7 protein-coding genes are annotated in these 19,209 nt (G+C 54.9%); 5 read left to right on the plus strand and 2 right to left on the minus strand.

What is annotated here, in order from left to right; translation table 11 throughout:
* Nucleotides 1–339 precede the first annotated feature (339 nt).
* From M6D81_RS30570 to M6D81_RS30590, 5 genes are all read left to right on the plus strand, one after another.
* Nucleotides 340–5,595, plus strand: coding sequence for an FIMAH domain-containing protein (locus tag M6D81_RS30570; protein WP_262681340.1), 5,256 nt, complete (start codon nt 340–342; stop codon nt 5,593–5,595).
* Nucleotides 5,596–6,165: 570 nt separating this feature from the next.
* Complete coding sequence (locus M6D81_RS30575) at nt 6,166–6,975, plus strand: MerR family transcriptional regulator (RefSeq protein ID WP_262681342.1); 810 nt, start codon at nt 6,166–6,168, stop codon at nt 6,973–6,975.
* The gene (locus tag M6D81_RS30580; RefSeq protein WP_262681351.1) at nt 6,941–8,788 is read left to right on the plus strand and encodes an ABC transporter ATP-binding protein; all 1,848 of its coding nucleotides are present in this window, start codon (nt 6,941–6,943) and stop codon (nt 8,786–8,788) included. The genes M6D81_RS30575 and M6D81_RS30580 overlap by 35 nt, the downstream gene beginning before the upstream one ends.
* A gap of 91 nt (nt 8,789–8,879) precedes the next feature.
* Nucleotides 8,880–9,887 (plus strand): helix-turn-helix domain-containing protein, encoded by a 1,008-nt coding sequence (locus M6D81_RS30585; RefSeq protein WP_262681344.1) that lies wholly within the window; start codon nt 8,880–8,882, stop codon nt 9,885–9,887.
* Between the two features lie 149 nt (nt 9,888–10,036).
* The gene (locus M6D81_RS30590; RefSeq protein WP_262681345.1) at nt 10,037–16,453 is read left to right on the plus strand and encodes a phosphodiester glycosidase family protein; all 6,417 of its coding nucleotides are present in this window, start codon (nt 10,037–10,039) and stop codon (nt 16,451–16,453) included.
* A 348-nt stretch (nt 16,454–16,801) separates the two neighbouring features.
* Here the strand turns inward: M6D81_RS30590 and M6D81_RS30595 are convergent, their stop codons facing one another.
* Both M6D81_RS30595 and M6D81_RS30600 read right to left on the minus strand, forming a co-directional pair.
* Nucleotides 16,802–17,251 (minus strand): GreA/GreB family elongation factor, encoded by a 450-nt coding sequence (locus tag M6D81_RS30595; protein ID WP_262681348.1) that lies wholly within the window; start codon nt 17,249–17,251, stop codon nt 16,802–16,804.
* A 204-nt stretch (nt 17,252–17,455) separates the two neighbouring features.
* Entirely contained in the window at nt 17,456–18,793 is a 1,338-nt protein-coding gene (locus M6D81_RS30600) for an FAD-dependent oxidoreductase (RefSeq protein ID WP_262681349.1), read from the minus strand.
* Nucleotides 18,794–19,209 lie beyond the last annotated feature (416 nt).

Raw genomic sequence — 19,209 nt, forward strand, 5'->3', positions numbered from 1 at the left:
AACGAAATAAGCTCGATGGCAACCGTAAGAGTATGTAACGAGAGCGAGTAACGAGAGCGAGTAACGAGAGTGTGTAATGATAGTGTGTAACGAGAGCGAGTAACGAGAGCGTGTAGTGTAGAATGGAACGTCCAAGCACAAACGGCAAGCCTGTCAGCCGTCAGAGTGAATTCTTGTTGAAATAAAAGAAAGATCAATTTATAATACAGGTATGAAACATATACCTTTTTCTATCATAACATATGGGAGGTGCGTGCCTGAATAATACGCCGTTTTGAAAACGTTATCATTGTTACTTGGCAAGACAAATCGCTGAACGGAATAAGGAGGAGATGCATTATGCGCACTTTTCGAACAGTATTTACTTGGCTGACAATCGCGGCATTGCTTGCGGGAAACTTGACGTTAGCTTCAAACAAGGCTCAAGCCGAGACGGAGGAATCGGTCACAACTGTGTATTCATTCGCAGATCTGGTCAATATGCCGAATGATCCGGCATGGCATGTTGACGCCACGAACCCGGCAGATATGCGGGTCACGGCATACACCATACAGTTAATGAACAACGATCCTCAACCGGATGTTAACGGCGAATACATAACGATTAACTTCTATGTACCGGAAAGCCGGTATTATGACCTCGACATGGTCTACAGGAAAAATATAGCGGGCGGTTATGCTGATATCGCAATTGATGATCAGACCCTCGTAACCGGCCATAGCTTTTACAACCCCTCAAGCACTAATTCCACCCTCTATACTGCCAGTGTAGCGACAGGATTAAAACTGTCCAAAGGCATCCATACGTTAACCTTCACGGCAAATGACACAGTACAACTGCCGTCGAACGGCAATTATTACCTCTATTTGTATCTTCAGCAGTTTGAACTGATCGGCAAGGAGCTGTTCCTGGATCTGGATACTGTCGAAATAACAGCGCCGGAAACGAATCTGCAGCTTGGCGAATCCGTTCCGCTCACTGTGGAAGCCAGGCTTAACGACGGTACGTCGGTGCCGGTAACGCATAGCGTGTATGTGGAGAGCGGGAATCCCGAAGTTGTTAACGTGACGGCTAATGGCCAGCAATTTACAGTGACAGCCTTGGCGGAAGGGAGCGCTGTCGTCAGCGCGGAGATGACCTATGCAGGGACGACGCAACGCGGTGAGTTGACGTTCTACGTCGGTGAAGTTCCGGAACCTGGAGCCGTATACACTTATGACTTCAAGCAGCCTGTGGATTCGACAATCGAGACAGCGGGATGGGAAATTACCGACTTCCTGCTTCCTCTCGGCGCAGGCTCGTACCGGCATCAAGTGTACGGCATTCAGGTCCAGGCCGGCGGCGTCGGGCAATATATCGAATTCGACATCATGGTTCCGGAGTCCGGCATCTATCAGGTGAAATTTAACGGAGCAGGATCTTCAGGCGGGGCTGTCGGCACCGTACGGATCGACGGGGAGCCCGCTGGAGACTACCCGTTCTATTCGGCCAATTATGTGCAGGAGAAGGGACAAGTCGGCATGAAGACATTCGAGCTGGATAGCGGCATTCACAAGCTGCGCCTGGAGGTTAAGGAACAGGCTGGCTATTACGCTCTGTATCCCGGCGAGCTGCAGCTTGTGGAGACGGGGGGATTCCCGGATCTATTAGCGCAGATTGAGGCATCGCTTCTTCGGAACGGACTGTTCGTCGGGGATCATGTCCAAGTGAACGTAAGGGGAACCTACGGCAACGGAGAAGCTGCGGATTTAAGCGATGCGGACATGACGGTTGTCAGCAGTGATGAGACGGTTGTCCTCCCGGACGCAGGCATCGGCATTGAGGTGATCGGTCCCGGTACGGCAACACTTGCCGTAACAGTTACGCTGCGGGGCGTCACCTTGCAGGATACGATTGAAGTGAGCTCGCAAGAAGTGTCCAGCAGCAAGACGAGGAGTACGTATTATACGGAAGAAAAGATTGCGGCGGCGAGAAGCAACATTCTGACATATGATTGGGCCATAAGCGAGAAGGAAGGCGCAGTCACCGAAGCCGACAAATATGCAGCGATGGGCTACGAACAGCTGTGGAAGCTCGTGACGCCGCAGACGCTTCCGCGCAGCTACGGGGTTAATCAGAAGCTTGGCAGCCCGATTACCGGGACGGAGATTAACCAATACGGCAATTACCCTTGGTTGGCCGATACGGAGAATCATCCATGGAAATTGATCGATCCCAGCAGCGGGTATATGTTCCCGACGAATGATTTTGGCGCTTATTACGAAAGCGGCTTGGACGCGAACGGCATTTTCCGCCAGGAGCTTGCCGACAAGAGTCTGCTTGTCAATACGCTGTACCCCGAGAAGGGTACGACCTGGGGAGTGGACGACGGGAACGGCTGGATTGACGAGAATGGCAACCGCTGGACATTCATCGCCTATTATAACCACTGGAAATTATGGCGCTCCGGGGAGATCAGCAAAGCGATCAATTCGCTGCGAGACGCTTATGTCTACACCGGGGATATGAAATATGCCCGTGCAGGCATCGTTTTGCTGGACCGAATTGCGGATGTGTATCCGGAGATGGACGTTTCCGCCTATAGCGCTACCGATTTTTTGAATTCCCATGGCGGAACCGGGGAAGGGAAAATTATCGGTTCGATCTGGGAAACGGGATTGGTGAAAGACTTCATCAGCGCGTATGACGCATTCTTCCCGGTTATCGATGATGCTGAAGTGATTGCGTTCTTAAGCGGCAAAGCGGAGCAATATGATCTTGGCGTGCTGAAAACATCTGCAACCGGTATTAAGCGCAACGTGGAGGACGGCATACTGCGGCAGGTGTATCCAGCGGTGAAAAATGCGCAAATTCGCGGCAACAACGGGATGCATCAAACGACGCTGGCATTGGCCGCGGTCGTGCTTGACACGTTGCCGGAGACGAAGGAATGGCTGGACTTCAACTTCCAGTCCGGCGGCTTATTATCCGGACCGTGGCGGGTGACAGGCGGCAACGTCCTATCTCTGCTCGTGAATGATGTGGACCGTGACGGAGCCGGCAGCGAAGCGTCTCCCTCATATAACAACCTGTGGATCGGGTTGTTCCAGGAGATGGCGGATATTCTGGACGGCTACGACTTGTATCCGGCGGCGGATTTGTATCAAAATGTGAAGTTCCGCAAAATGTTCGCTTATCCGTATCCGCTTATGTTGAGCGACTATTATTTTCCATTGATCGGCGATACCGGCTACGCAGGGGGACCAACGAGCTTATTGAACCAAGGGCAGCTGATCAAAGCGTTCGAGAAGTATCGCGATCCTGTGTATGCGCAGCTGGCTTATTATTTGAACGGCAACCGCATTGAGGGGATTCACGGGAATATCTTCACAGATAACCCGGAGCAGATTGCTCAAGATATCGCTGCAGTAATCGAGACGCTCGGTCCGCTGGATCTGGGCAGCACGAACTTGACGGGATACGGATTCGCGGCTCTGCGCGACGGTGTTAATGATCGCAGGTTCAGCGGTCTCGGCTATAACTTCAGTCAATTGGAAGTGACGGAAGCGACGGCAGGGTATCAGCTGTATGCGAACAGCGGCACCATCCAATTCAACGCAGAGGCAGCCGGACATGCGATCGCCTTCAAGTTCGAAGTGCCGAAGTCGGACCGTTATGAAATCAACCTGAAGCCGTTCCTGGTCACGAGCTATGGCATATACGATATTTCCATTGACGGCAATATCGTACACCGCTTCGACTTCTATGGAACAAGCGGGACCACCTCGGAACCGCAGGCAATAGGGGATATGGAGCTGACCGAAGGAGAGCACACCATCCGATTCGAGGGTGTGGGTAAACGAGACAACGCTTCGAACTATAAATTGGGCGTCATCCAAATGCAGCTATTCGACGAGGCGGCGCTCACCGTCAAAAACGATCCGAACAATAAAAACACGCTGCGGGATGTGTGGATGTATTACGGTCGGAACACCGGCCACGGCCATAAGGATTCGCTTAACATCGGCATGCATGCATTCGGATTGAATCTGCTGCCGGAGCTTGGATATCCGGAGTTCGCGGACAACAATCCGCGGCGCCACGAATGGCAAAACAATACGATCAGCCATAATACAGTCGTTGTAGACGAAGGGAAGCAGCAAAATCAAATCGCAGCGCAGCCGATCCGCTTCCACGACGGAGAGATGGTGAAATTGGTGGAGGTCGAGGCGCCGAACGTATATCCGCAGACGGAGCTGTACCGCAGAACGACGGCGATGATCCGTGTGGATGACGAGAACTCCTATGCCGTTGACTTCTTCCGGGTGCAGGGCGGAGAGGATCATCATTTCAGCTTCCACGCAGCCGATGCGGTAGTGACTACCGATGGATTGCAATTGACCGATCAGCCGACAGGAACGTATGCGGGGCCAGACGTGGAGTTCGGCAATCGTCCAGCCGACGACAGCGTGTCCGGCGGAGGGTATATGGGGAGCGGCTTCCACTACTTGAAAAATGTTGCAAGGGACGAAGCGCCTTCAGATGAATTCAGCGTAGATTGGAATGTGAAAGATACGTGGGATATTTTCGGCAATGGCGCCGGTGCGTTAACCGACGTTCACCTTCGCCTCACGATGCTCGGAGCGACGGACGATGTCGCATTGGCCGACGGGGTGCCGCCGCAGAACAAGCCGGGCAATCCTGCAAGCATGCGTTATTTGATCGCGCATCGCGAGGGAGACAATCTGGAGTCGACGTTCACCTCTGTCATCGAGCCTTACAAGGGTGAGCGGTTCATCGCTTCGATCGAGGCTGTGCCTGTGACGAAGACTGACGGAGCAGCGGTGTCGGAGCATGAAGTCAGAGCGGTAAAGGTGACGCTCGCGAACGGCAGAACGGATTATATCTTCAGTGCGCTGCAGGAGGATATGACGTATACAGTGGACGATACGTTCCAGTTCCAAGGAGGCTTCGGTGTCTATACGCTGGAAGAAGGACGCCAGACGATCGGTTTCATTCATGGGGGCCAGACGCTCCGGGGGACCGTGCTTGACTTTACGCAGGAACTGAGCACGGACAATGAAGTGATCGCGGACTTCGGCTCCGCTGACGTCGATCCGGCACAGATCGCAGGGACTTATATCTACATTGAAAATGATGGGGTTCGCAATGCAAGCTACTATATAAAGGAAGCGACTCGTCTGGAGGACGGCACTTTCCTGCTGGACGTAGGGGATGTGACGCTCATTCGGAGCTGGGCGAACCCGCTCGACTTTGAGCAAGGTTATATTTATGATGCCGCACCCGGCGCTGGCTTCCGCATTCCGCTTGCGGAGGAGTTCCTCTTCGTTCCAACCTTGGCCACATTGGAGGAACTGTTGGACAGCTGCATCACCGAAGGGGATGTAACCGGTCCAATGGCCGTACAGCTGTCGAACCGACTGAGGCAGACGGCGCATCATTGGGAGAAGGGACGGCATAGTCAGGCTGCGCACCATCTCCATAAATTCCTTGACAGCTTGAGTAAGGAATCGCTTCAGCAGCATATTGCAGATCAAGCGCGCATCTGGCTTGCCTCCGATGCCGAAGCCGTTCTGCAGCAGCTTGAGTCATAATCGGTTAGCGAGCGATATAAGCCTCAATTGGGGCGTTGGTATGTGAAAGGAGAACAGCCGGCTTATGAGCCGGCCGTTCTCCTTTATTGCATTATTAGCGTATAAGTTCCGGGGTCCCCGCAAAGTACCCCAGTAAGCTTCGAAGTAGAGTCCTACTTTATGGGGGATTTTATGCCGATAAGGAGCGTACGGGCCATATGAGTGTATGAATCCTACACTAGAGTGCCAAAAAGGAGCGTACGGGCCATATGAGTGTATGAATCCTACACTAGAGTGCCAAAAAGGGTCATTCGAGCCGAAATAGTGTATGAATCCTACACTAGAGTGCCAAAAAGGAGCGTACGGGCCATATGAGTGTATGAATCCTACACTAGAGTGCCAAAAAGGGTCATTCGAGCCGAAATAGTGTATGAATCCTACACTGGAGCGCCAAAAAGGGGGCGTGCGCAGCAAGAGAGCAGGACGCCGTCAGGCGTTTTTCTTATATCGCTCGACAAATACTTAACAAATCGCGCTTGCACTTGACGTTACGTCAAGTGTTATGCTGTTCTCAACAGGAGGTTGAGAGAGATGAATGAACAGAGAGATAACCTATATTCCATTGGACAATTCGCGAAATTGACGGGTGTGACCGAACGGACGCTTCGCTACTATGACAAGCAGAACCTGCTCAAGCCGTCCTGGCGCAACGAGCATGGCCGCCGCTTCTATAAGGATGAAGATCTGCTGCAGCTGCAAAAAATATTGACGCTGAAATTTCTGGACTTCTCGCTGGAGGAAATAGCCGGTCATCTGGCAGACCCCGGCATCAATCTGCAGCAGTCGCTGGATCATCAATACGATCTGCTTCGCATGAAGCAGAAGCAGATCGAAGCCGTTATCTCCAAGCTGGATCGCATTCGCCATATTGTGGAAGGAACGGGGACGCTGGACAACGGGCTGCTGCTCACCCTGATACACAGCGTCCAGCATGAGGAGGAGCAGCGTCAGTATCTCTCCCGTCTCATGCCTTCCACCCTGATCGACGCCATCTATATGGAAGGCAAGCCGGATCAGGAAAGACTCGATACGGAGCGCAAAATGCTGGTCCAGATGGTGAAGCTGACCGAGCTCGGAAAGGCGGGCAAGCAGCCGCAAGATCCTGAAGTCGTTCAGGCGGGGCTCCAGCTTGTCGAGATGATGAGGGAATTAATCGGCCCCATTATTAGCGAGATGTCGGAGGAGGAAGTGGAGCGCCTGGAAATTTTGGAATCGGATGAAAGCTTCCTGGACCCCAGCATATTCCCTCAGCATGTTGCGAAAGAGGATGAGCAGTTCATCTCAGCGGTAATGGACTATTTGGCGGATAAGGAAAAAGGAGGCGACCTCTTTGGACGTTAAAGGATTCCTGTCGTTAATTCGATCGCACAGTCCGGCGAAGTGGATTATTGCTGCAGCAGTGCTGCTGGGGATAGGGGAGACGCTGCTGTCATTGCTTGTCCCGCTTATGACGAAGACGCTCGTGGAGCAAATGTCGGCATCCGCGCTGGAGGCGATGACGATCGTGCTGCTCGCTTCCGTATTCATTGTACAGACGGCCATGTCGGGCTTCTCCGTCTATACCATGTCCTATGTGGGCGAGTACATTGTCTCCAGCATGCGCAGGCAGCTGTGGGAACGGGTCATTCGGCTGCCGGTTCCCTTCTTCGACAACAATACGTCCGGAGAGACGATGAGCAGGGTGACGAACGATACGAATGTCATTAAAGAGTTCATTATAAGCCATGTCATCTCATTCCTTGGCGGCATCATCTCGGTCATCGGCGGCGTATCGATCCTGCTCTATATCGATTGGCGCATGACGCTGCTTATGCTGGCTGCCGTTCCCGCTGCGCTCCTGGTCCTGTGGCCGCTGGGCAGCAAGATGTTCAGCGTATCGAAGGCGATGCAGGATGAGACGGCGCTGTTGCAGGGTGATCTGGGACGCGTGCTTACGGAGATTCGGCTGGTGAAGGCCTCTCTGGCGGAGAAAGTAGAAGAGCGGCAGGGCAGCGGACGAATCGCGAGCTTGTTCCGCTTCGGACTGAAGGAAGCGAAGATTATGTCTATCGTTACCCCGCTAATGATGACGGTGATGCTGCTTGTGCTGGTCGTGCTGATCGGTTACGGGGGCGTGCGGGTGGCGCAAGGCCAGATTACGTCCGGCGATCTCGTCGCCATCATTCTGCTCATGTTCCAGATTGTCATGCCATTCACGCAGATGGCTTCCTTCTTCACGCAATTCCAGAAGGCGATGGGCGCTTCGAACCGGATTCTGGAGCTGCTGAAGGAAGAGACGGAGGATGGCGCAAGCCAGAACAATAGCAGTGCTGCAAGCGCTGCGGACGGGAATGCTGTGCCGTCGCAGCAGTCGGCGGGCAACAACGAACTAGAGCGGTCGTCCGCTATCGGGGCTGCAGGGCATCATCGGGCCGAGCTGGCTTTCCATAACGTGAGTTTCTCCTATACGACAGACCGTCCCATCCTGCAAAATGTGTCGCTCACTGCGGTGCCGGGCGGCATGACGGCCATCGTAGGCCCCAGCGGAACGGGCAAGACAACGCTGTTCTCGCTGATCGAGCGGTTCTACCTGCCGGGGCAAGGGGATATCCGCTACGGCGGAGAAGCGATTGCGTCCATGCCGCTTGAGGAGTGGCGAAGCCGTATCGCCTACGTCTCGCAGGAGAGTCCGATGATGGCGGGCAGCATTCGGCATAATCTGACTTATGGGCTGGAGGAGGTGCCGGACAGCAGAATTAGAGAGGCGATTGCCGGTGCCAATCTGAGCGAGTTCCTCGATACGCTTCCGGAAGGATTGGACACGGAAGTCGGCGAGCGCGGCGTCAAGCTGTCTGGCGGGCAGCGGCAGCGGCTTGCGATTGCACGGGCATTGCTCCGCGATCCTGAGATTCTGCTGCTGGACGAGGCCACCGCCCATCTGGACAGCGGCTCGGAGAAGCTTGTTCAGGATGCGCTGCAAGTGTTGATGAAGGACCGCACGACACTCGTTATCGCGCATCGGCTGGCGACGATCAGCAATGCGGACAGGATTATCGTAATGGAGAACGGTGAAGTGTCCGGGCAAGGCACGCATATGGAGCTTCTGCAGTCCCACGAGCTGTATGCGAAGCTGGTACACCAGCAATTCATTGATAATGAGGTGCTGCAAGCGTAACGGCATCCATGCCATCCGGCAGAGCTAGTGAAAGTCAATCCATCGACAGAAGATACTGAACCGACAATGGAAACGGGAGGATAGACTTGCAATGCTTCATATTTTGATCGTAGATCGGGATAAGGCGGTACGGTCGGCATTGAAGGAATTTGTGGAGAGAAGCGGTCATGTAGTGATCGGCACAACGGATACGGAGGAGGAGGCCTGCAGCCTGATGCTTGAACGGGGCTGGCCCAATGTGCTCATTACCGATATTTTGGAAGGGGAGCTGGGAGGTCTGAAGCTGGTGGAGAAGATCGGCGAGCTCCTGCTTCCCGTCGAGTCGATCGTCATCGGCGGCAGCTCGCATCATGCGCACATACGGACTGCAATGCGAAGCGGCGCGATCGATTATTTGGTGAAGCCGGTGGATTGGACGGAGCTGCAAGCAGCGCTGAAGCAGGCGGAAAGCAACATATTGGAGGGACTGGAGCGTCACAGGTACACGCATCGCATCCGCTATTATTTCGATGCGCTGCAGCGGATGACGCCGGAGGAAGTGATCGGGGAGCAGCGGGATCTGCTGCTGTCCATTCTTCGTCTGCGTGAGAAGGTGAAGGGAGAGCGCAGAGGGCTGCTGTACATGCTGTCCGCACAATGGTTCCATAGGCTTCGCGTGCACGGCTTAGCCTACGATCCGCCCCCGTTCTTCCAGCGGCCGACGGAGGCGCTGCATTATTTCCGGGGCATGGCGGAGTTCTGGGTACGGCAGACGACAGAACCCGCCAGAACCAGCTATGAATCGACGATGACCAAGGTGTGCGACTACTTGCATGAGTTCCACCACGAGCCTGTTGCACTGGCGAAAGTATGCGAGCGATTCGGAATGAGCCCTTCTTACTTCAGCAAGCGGTTCAAGGAGCATACCGGGATGACGTTCGTCCAATATGTGCAGGAGCTGCGCATCGAGCGGGCGAAGGAGATGCTGATCGGCTCGGACAAGCTGATCTATGAAGTGGCGGAGAGCTGCGGATTCGCGACGCTGCAATATTTTAACCGGCTGTTCAAGCAGGAGACGGGCATGACTCCCCGGGAATACAAGCGGAGTCTGCATATATGAGCGATGAGAGCAGGCTCAATCTAAAGATATCGTGAAGAAGAGGATAGAGGAATAGAAAGTAGGATTGGTTCATTACTTCGCATCACCCCCGTGATAAACTGATCGAGAATTTCCATAAAAAAACGATTCACGGGAGGATCGGGGCGAGAATGAAACCATTAAGGAAACTTAGGAAATCGGCAGTGTCTGTCTTGGCAGCGTCCATGCTGTTCTCAGCCATCATGCCGACATTCGCTTCGGCGGACGAATTGGCGACGGATATCGGGAAGATGCTGGACGAGCGCAAGCTGGAGCTTGCTCCAGGGGCCGCTTATACGTGGAATGACATGGAACTGGCGTCAGGCTTGCAGAAGGTGCACACCGTCACGTTCAATCCCGCAAGCGCAACGAACCTGGAGTTGCAGCCGGCGATGAGCGGCGGCAAGGTGTACGGCATGCAGACGATATCCGGCATGGCGGATGCTGTGGACGAAGCGGGCAATCGGGTCATCGCGGCGGTGAACGGCGATTTCTACGATATGGCGACGGGAGTGCCGCTGGGCTTCTTTATGGGAGAAGGCGACATTCTGATGAGCCCGCCGGCGCCGGCGTCATGGCTGGCCTTCGGCTTGAAGGAAGACGGGACAAGCGTATACGGGTTCAGCCCGGTGCTGACGCGCACGCTTGCGATTGGCGGCAAGGAAGTGCCGATTACGCACATTAACCATCAGCGTTCCGACAATGCTCTTATGTTATATACTTCAGATTATTACACGTCGACGAAGACGAACGAGCTGGGCGACGAGGTAATCGTCGATATTATTAGCGGCGGCGTTCGCAGCGGCGAGACGATGGGGATGAAGGTCGTGGAGATCCGCAAGGATCAAGGCGACTCCGCCCTGCAGGAAGGACAAGCGGTGCTCTCGGCAAGCGGCGGCATGCGCACCGAGCTGGCCGGGCTCTCCGTCGGGGACGAGCTCAGCGCGTCCTTCGAATTGGAGCAGAATTGGCAGGGAGTAAAGCTGGCGATCGGCGGCTCCGCGCAGCTCGTCAAGGATGGCGTAGCTCAGACGTTCGCGGACAAGGCGATTCATCCTCGCACCGCAGTCGGTACGAAGGAGGACGGCACGATCGTCATGATGCAGGTGGACGGTCGTTCCCCGGGCTTCAGCGAAGGGGTATCGCTGGATGAGCTGGCGATCATGATGAAGAACGCGGGCGTGCACAATGCGCTTAATCTCGACGGCGGCGGCTCCGCCACGTTCATCGCCAGACTTCCCGGCGACAGCGGGCGCACGCTGCTGAACCGACCGTCCGACGGCTCGGAGCGGAAGACGGCCAACGGCCTGCTGCTCGTGAACAAGGCGCCTGAAGGCGCGGCGACTGGACTTGCGATACAGCCTGCCTTCGAGCGCGTATTGGTGAACGGTTCGATCACTTATACGGCGAAAGGAATCGATGCGAACGGCCATCCCGCAGCCGTGTCCGGTACGCCGCAATGGAGTGCGGCAGGCGCGGCAGGTACGATGACGGCCGACGGCGCGTTCACAGCGGGAAGCGAACCTGGCTTCGTCGATGTGACGGTGACGCAGGACGGGCTGACGGGAATGGCGCGGCTGGAAGTGGTAGACGAGGTAACGGAGCTCGTCATGCCGGATGCGATCCGCACATTCAACCCGGGAGAGACTGTGCAATTATCCGTTACGGCGCTTCGTGACGGGCAAGTGCTTCAAGCCGGCAGCGGCAGCTTCCAGTGGCACGTGGAAGGGGACATCGGCTCCATCGATGAGAGCGGCATGTTCACGGCTTCCGACGAGACGGACAAGAGCGGTCGCATCTATGCCCGGTATGGTGCTGTGGAGACGTCCATGGAAGTGACGGTCGGCATTCCGCCGCTTATGCTGGAGGACTTCGAATCGGGACTCGACCGTTACCGCGAGGAATCCGGGGATCGCTATGTGATGTCGCGAATAAGTTTGGAGACGGATGAGGAGTATGTCCGTTCCGGCAGCGGCGCACTGAAGCTGGAGTATGATTTTACCGGTACAGTCGGCACGTCTGGCGCTTACTTGAGTACGGAGAGCGCGGATCTCAATCTGGAAATCCCGGGATATCCCGAGAAGATCAGCATGTGGGTGTACGGTGACGGACAAGGCCATTGGCTGCGCGGTCAACTGCGCGACGGCAACGGCAAAGCGGTTGCGATCGATTTTGATCTGAAGGTGGATTATGTAGGTTGGAAGTATCTGGAGGCGGAGGTGCCGAAGGGCAGACCGACGCCGTTCACGATGGACAGGCCAGTTCGGTATATGGAGACCAGCAATACGAACAAGACGGCCGGCGTGCTCTACGTGGACGATATCCGAGCGCTGTATGGCGACGCGCCTGAAGATTGGACGCCGCCTGTCATTAAAGATGCCGCGCCTGCGGACGGCAGCGTCGTGACGACGAATACGCCGAAGATTCAAGCTTATGGCCAATCGGCATCTTATGATCCCGACGGCAATGCGGGAACGACCGGCATCGACCCCGAAAAAATCCGCATGTATGTGGACGATGAACTGGTGCAGCATACGCTGTATCCGCCGAAGGGACAAATTCACTATACGCCGGATATGCCGTTGGCAGACGGCGTGCACAAGGCAAAGCTGAAAATCCGGGATCTGATCGGCAACCGGGCGGAGCAGGAATGGTACTTCCAAGTGGATACGGGCTCCGCAAAAATTGCGTATGAGCCTCCCGCCGAGGTGTATGCGGGCAATGTGCATACATTGGACATTGCGGCTACCGGCGCATCGAAAATTACGAACGGCCATATTGAAATGGTGATGGATACGGCCAATACGACGGATATTGAGGTCGTGAAGGGCTCCCGCATGAGTGACGAGAATGTGGTAGCCCATGTAGACGCAGAGACGGGCGTTGTCCATATTGCATTCGACAAGGTGCATGAAGCGGGACTGCAGGACGGCGAGGCGCTGGCGCATATCCGCTATCGGGTGAAGCCGGATGCGGGAGAGACGATGAAGGCAAGCTTCAAGTCAGGCGCCATGCGCTTCCTGGATACGGGCAATACGAGCTTCAGCTTCTATGGGATGCCGATCGAGGCGGCTGTAAAGCATCATCTGACATTGGAGTGGGATGAATTCGGCGTCGTGGAAGGCTATCCGACGACATTGCAGGTGAGGGATGAGAGCGGAGAGCCGGTGGAAGGCGTGGCGGTCCTGATGCTGGAGGATGCCGGCAACGGCTCGACAGGGACGGAGATTGGCGTTACGGATGCAGCGGGCATGCTGAGGACCGATGAGCTCACCGCAAGTGTGAAAGATTACAAGCTGCAGGCGGTGAAGGGCGATTGGCACAGCCGAATCCAGGCGTTCAAGGTGTCGCCTCTGGCGGGAACGCCGGAGCCTTACAATGTTAGCGTGACGATGTGGGAGAATACGGAGACGACCCGCGGCTTCAACTGGCATACCGATCCGCATACGGAAGGTACTGTAGTGGAAGTGGCTCCGCAAGCCTCTTTCACAGATTTCAGTGAGGACAATGTGCTTCGCTTCACGGGCGAGAGCGAGCTGTTCAATACGTTCGATACCGGAACGGTGCGCGTGCATAAAGCGGCGGCTTCGGGACTGACGGCCGGAACGGCATATGTCTATCGCGTCGGCGACGGCAACGGGAACTACAGCGCCACTGGCACGTTCGTGACGGCAGCGGCTGACGGCAGTCCGATCCAGTTCCTGTTCGTTGGCGATTCCCAGGCCAGCAACGAGCCGGGCTTCAAGCTGTGGGGCGACATTCTGGGCAAGGCGATGACGGACAATCCCGGAACGGAATTTATCGTGCATGGCGGCGACCTGGTCGAGGACGGATTCAGGGAGAACGAATGGAATATGTGGTTCGGCGCTGCCGAAGAGGAGCTGATGTCGACGACGGTCGTTCCGGTTGTCGGCAACCATGAGGTGACGGGCACGCGGCACAACGAGGACTTCCTCGCCCACTTCAACCATCCTCAGAACGGCATCGACAGCTTGAAGGGAACGAACTTCTCGTTCGATTACGGCAATGCGCACTTCGTCGTGCTGAATAGCGAATATGACTTCGAAGAGCAGCGCGACTGGCTGCGCGAAGACTTGGCGGCTACCGACAAGCTGTGGAAATTCGTCGCATTCCATCGCGGGCCGTTCGGCAGCATGTACGATTCGGAGCATATCCGCAACGTCTGGACGCCGATCTTCGACGAATTCGGTGTCGATGTCGTCATGAACGGCCATGACCACGTCTACTTGCGAACCTATCCCATGAAGGCTATGCAGCCGGTCAATGACGGGGAAGGCACGGTATATATCGTCGGCGGCTCAACAGGACCGAAGTTCTACGATGTGGTAGAGAGATACTGGCAGCATGTGACGTTCGATGAGGATACGCAAATCTATGTGGCCGCCGAGATCGACGGCATGGAGACGAAGTTCGTCGTGAAGACGATTGACGATCGCATCGTAGATCAGTTCAGCCTGGTGAAGCTGCCGCCGCAAGCAGTTCTGGTGACGCCGGCAGAGCAGGAGCTGGCTATCGGCGAGAGCGTCATGCTGAATGCGACAGTAGCGCCTGCCGGCGCTTATGACAAGTCTGTCACCTGGTCGGTCTACCAATCTTCCGAAGCGGGCGTCGTCTCGTTGGGCGAAGATGGCCTCGTGACAGGATTGAAGGCGGGCACGGCTACGGTCAGGGCAACAAGCGTAGTGGAGTCTGTCTATGCGGACAGTGTTATCACAGTTGTCGATCTGCCGGGGGATATCATTGATGAAGTAAAGGTCAATCCATCCAGCCTGGAGCTCCTGACGGGAGAGCAATTCCGTCCTGAGGCGATCGTCTTGCCGGAGACGGCGGGCAACCGCAGCGTGATCTGGTCGGTGTACAGCTCGGAGCCTGGCGATGTCGTGAAGGTGGAGTCCGACGGTACGATTAAAGCGCTGCGCGCGGGCACGGCTGCTGTAAGAGCAACTAGCGCGGTCGATGGGACGAAGTACGCCGATCTGTCGGTGACAGTGACCGATCCTGCTCCTGTCGTGGAAGAAGTGCGTCTTGACAGGAATCAGGCCAGCGTTGTGGCAGGCGGCAGCTTGCAGCTGAAAGCGACCGTGCTTCCGGAGAAAGCGACGGATAAGGAGGTCGTATGGACGGTGCACTCTTCCTCCAGGGATGGTGTGGCTTCCGTATCCGATACGGGCCTGGTCCATGGGCTAAGGTCAGGCACGGCTACGATACGTGCGGCGAGCAAGAGCAATCTGGACATCTATGATGAGCTGATATTGACGGTATACAGTGCGCCGGTATATCCGGGTGTCGGTGATGATGAAGAAGAAGAGGGACAAGGGGAAGACGATGCGTCGACTCCTGAGCAAGGCGAGCTGAATCTGAAGCCGAAGATGAACGAAGGCTCGACAACTGCTGCCGCAGATGTAACCGAGCGGCAGTATGAGCAAGCGCTGCAACAAGTCGAAGCGGATGACAGCGGCTTGAAGACGGTAACGATCAAGCTGGAGAAGGTGGAGGGAGCGGAGAGCTATCAGGTCGGGTTGCCGCGCAATATGGTGGCAGGCTCCTTATCCGATGTGCAGATTAGGGTTGTAACGCCGTATGCGACGTTGCTGCTGCCTGCCGGTGTGCTTGCCGGCGATCTGGCGGCTGATGAACAAATGGTACGTCTGCATATCGGGATGGTCGATAAGAATACGCTCTCCGACGAGGTGAGAGACGCGATCGGCAATCGTCCGGTTGTGGATCTGGAATGGCGTATCGGTGAAGAGGTTATTCGCTGGAGCAATTCGGATGCTCCTGTGAAGGTTATGCTGCCTTATGAGCCGACCAGACAAGAGCTTATGAATCCGGATAGCATCGTCATCTGGTATGTGAACGAAGACGGGGAGGCAGAGAGCGTGCCGAACGGACGCTACGATGCGGTGTCCGGAACGGTACAATTCGAGACGGCGCACTTCAGCCGGTATGCCGTCGCTTATGTGAGCAAGATCTTCCGGGATCTGGGCAATTACGAGTGGGCGAAGTGGGAGATCGAGGCGCTCGCTGCGCGCGATGTGCTAAGGGGTACGGGAGATGAGCAATTCTCGCCGGCCCGTCATGTGACGCGTGCCGAATTCGTGACGATGCTGGTTAGAATGCTGGGCATCTCGGCAGATGCTGAGGCCGGCTGGAAAGCAGGCTTCTCGGATGTGCGCGAGGGGGCCTTCTACTACGAAGCTGTCTCCATTGCGGAGTCGCTCGGCATTGTGCAGGGCAAGAGCGACGGGAAGTTTGCTCCGGATGCCAGCATTACGCGTCAAGAACTGTTCGTCATGACGACTCGCGCACTGCGTGCCGTGAACAAGCTGGACGATAGCGCAGGCACGGCTGATCTGGATGGATTCCTTGATGCTGAAGAAGTGGCTGAATATGCGCAAAGGAGCATCTCTGCTTTGGCGGAAGCGGGAATTGTGGAAGGCAGCGAAGGGCGGTTGCGGCCTCTCGACTATGCCAACCGCGCTCAAGCGGCAGCGCTCATGTATCGTATTTTGTTCGAGATGAAATAACATAGCGAAATAAGATGGGTCCGGTCACTCCCCTAGTGGGAGCGGCCGGACCCTTGTCGTTGGTGGAACGTATGATGTGTGCAGCTTTCTTGGCTCCGGCCGATGCCACATCCCTTACTGTACCTCAACTAGCTACTTCCGCATGCCAACCGATGTCACATGCTTAGCGGCGCCTAGACTATCTGTTTTGCACGCTCTGACCGATGTCATATGCTTGGCAGCACCTGAACCGGCAACTTTCCATGCTCCTGCTCCGTGCATAAGCATTTTTGCAGAAGTATGCGAGTAGGAGGCCAATCGACAGAAGGGGGCGGATTCCCGCCCCTTGGATAGATTAGTCAGCATACGTCAACTACCATTCCAGCTGTGCTTGATCGATACAATTCGAACCTGCATGGCGCCGGCAGGCGTATGAATCGAGACGATGGAGCCGATCGCGGCAAGCAGAAGCTGGCTGCCGATCGGCGACAGGAAAGAGATGACGCCTTCTTCGGGATCGGTCTCCTCTGGAAAGGCGATGACAAAATTGTCCATCGTACGATATTCCACATATTCCAATTCAACCTTGCTTCCGATCAAAACCATTCCGTCTTCAATCGGCGCGTCGTTGTTCAACAATTGCTTGATGGTATCGGCATACTTGTCCAGCAACTGCTCGGTTGCTTTCCGCTCCTTGCTCAAATGGAGGTGGGATGCTTCCAGCAGCTTGGTACGCTCCTTCACCAGGTTATCCAGCTGCTTCCTTAACGCCTCCTGCCAGTTGCACGAAGGGGAGGATGGGATGGAACTACGGTTCATAGTAGATTTCACCCCCGATGCGTTTTGGTGCAACGTTGTTTGGTTTTACATCATAACGGTATACCATGACATACTACCTCCTTATATATAGAGGACCCGACTGAACGGGCCTTCCTACTATTGTATCAAGGTCAACAAAAAAAGATAGCCTGAATGAGTGTCCAGACTATCTTTGAATGGATATTCCTCCGTTAATCCATCAGCTTACACAGCCTGTAATCCGGCCTGATTAAGCAAGTTCCATGGTTTGTTGTAGTGCGGGTGGAAGAAGAAGTCGACGAAGCTGAGCTGGTCCATCGTCATGCCGTTCTGAATGCATACCGACAGCGTATTGATGGATTGCGTCAGATCGATCTTCGACATCACTTGCGCTCCGACGATACGTCCGGTTTCCGCCTCATAGACGACCTTCAACGTAACAGGCTCGTAAGTGGGCATGAACTCCGGCCGATAGTTGTCCTCGATTGTGATACTTTTCACATTCATGCCCGCAGCAAGCGCCGCCGTCTCCGTCATACCGGTCGAGGCAATATTGGCGTCGTACAGCTTCAGGCCCGAAGTGCCTTGCGTGCCGAGATATTTCACCGTTGGCTCCATCAAGTTCCGGGCGACGAGGGTTCCCATCCGTACTGCATTCGTAGCAAGAGGAATATAAGCGTGCTGTCCGGTGGGATTGTAATGAACGGCACAGCTGTCACCCGCAGCGAAAATGTCAGGCTTGCTCGTACGCATATATTCATCGACGAGTATAGCGCCGTTCGGCAGCATATCCACTTGCCCCTTCAGCAATTCGGTGTTGGGGCGGAAGCCGATGCATAACACGACAAGGTCGGCTTCAATCTGCGATTTGTCCGTCACGACCGTGGTCACTTCGTCGCGCTCGTTGCCCAGGAACGAGGTGACCGTCTGGCCGAGCGCCAGCTGAACGCCTTTTAACCTTAGCATATCTTCGGTCGCATCTGTAAATTCACGGTCCAAATACTTGAAGAGTATTCTGTCCATATTGTCGATAAGCGTGACTTTCTTGCCTTTCATCTCGAACGCTTCCACCAGTTCTATGCCGATATAGCCGGCCCCGATAACCGCAATGTGTTCCGCGTGCTCTGCTTTTTCGATAATCGTCTGGGCGTGGTGATAGTTCTTGCACAATAAAAGGTTATCCAGATTCATGCCGGGCATATCCGGAATGATGGGCCACGATCCAGTTGTCACGACCAGCTTGTCAAAGCTGTGAATGACTTCATCACCTGTGACAAGGTTGCGTGCCCGCAACGTCTTCGCGTCGCTGTCCACTGCAAGCACATCATGCCGCATGAGAGTAGTGACACCAAGCTCGGCCAGCTGCTCCGGCGACGAATAGAACAGCTCCTCCGCTTTCTTGACGACACCGCCTACATGAAGGGCAATACCGCACGATAGGAACGAGATATTGTCATTGCGCTCGAATACAGTAATCTCGGCTTCGGGGTACAGGCGAGCCATATTCGTAATCGCGGCAGTTCCGGCATGCGTGCATCCAATAACAGCAATTTTCGTTGTCATAACATAACGCCTCCTAAGGGGAATGTAGTTCATGTGAATAAATTCACAATATAATCGATAAAAAAATACAGCGAATGTACTGCCGCAGGGATACGGTAAATCTGAAATCAAACTGTACCGGCCACTAGTTTCTACAATCAACTCAACTACGCTTACGTGATACGAAGCCGAAACCAGGCAACTCGTTTAGTTGTGAAATAGTTCACAACCTTGTCTTGCTTATTATCTTATGCGATCGGATTGGATTTGGCAAGGGTGAAATTGTGACAAAATTCACATAAGTGAGGTGCAAAGATAAAAACCTGTTATTCATGCTGGGATAAAGCTGGTATAAAGGATTGAAAAGACCAAGCATTTATTTTACGAATGCGCCAAGGGAACGCCCGTTATTTCAATGACGGGATGAGAGTGGCGAG

This window comes from Paenibacillus sp. J5C2022 (assembly GCF_025567625.1).
GTDB lineage: Bacteria > Bacillota > Bacilli > Paenibacillales > Paenibacillaceae > Pristimantibacillus.

What these genes read in the sequence shown, in the direction of transcription:
- M6D81_RS30570 (WP_262681340.1), top strand. Translation starts at nt 340, where the DNA reads ATGCGCACTTTTCGAACAGTATTTACTTGGCTGACAATCGCGGCATTG.
- M6D81_RS30575 (WP_262681342.1), top strand. Translation starts at nt 6,166, where the DNA reads ATGAATGAACAGAGAGATAACCTATATTCCATTGGACAATTCGCGAAA.
- M6D81_RS30585 (WP_262681344.1), top strand. Translation starts at nt 8,880, where the DNA reads ATGCTTCATATTTTGATCGTAGATCGGGATAAGGCGGTACGGTCGGCA.
- M6D81_RS30590 (WP_262681345.1), top strand. Translation starts at nt 10,037, where the DNA reads ATGAAACCATTAAGGAAACTTAGGAAATCGGCAGTGTCTGTCTTGGCA.
- M6D81_RS30595 (WP_262681348.1), bottom strand. Translation starts at nt 17,251, where the DNA reads ATGAACCGTAGTTCCATCCCATCCTCCCCTTCGTGCAACTGGCAGGAG.
- M6D81_RS30600 (WP_262681349.1), bottom strand. Translation starts at nt 18,793, where the DNA reads ATGACAACGAAAATTGCTGTTATTGGATGCACGCATGCCGGAACTGCC.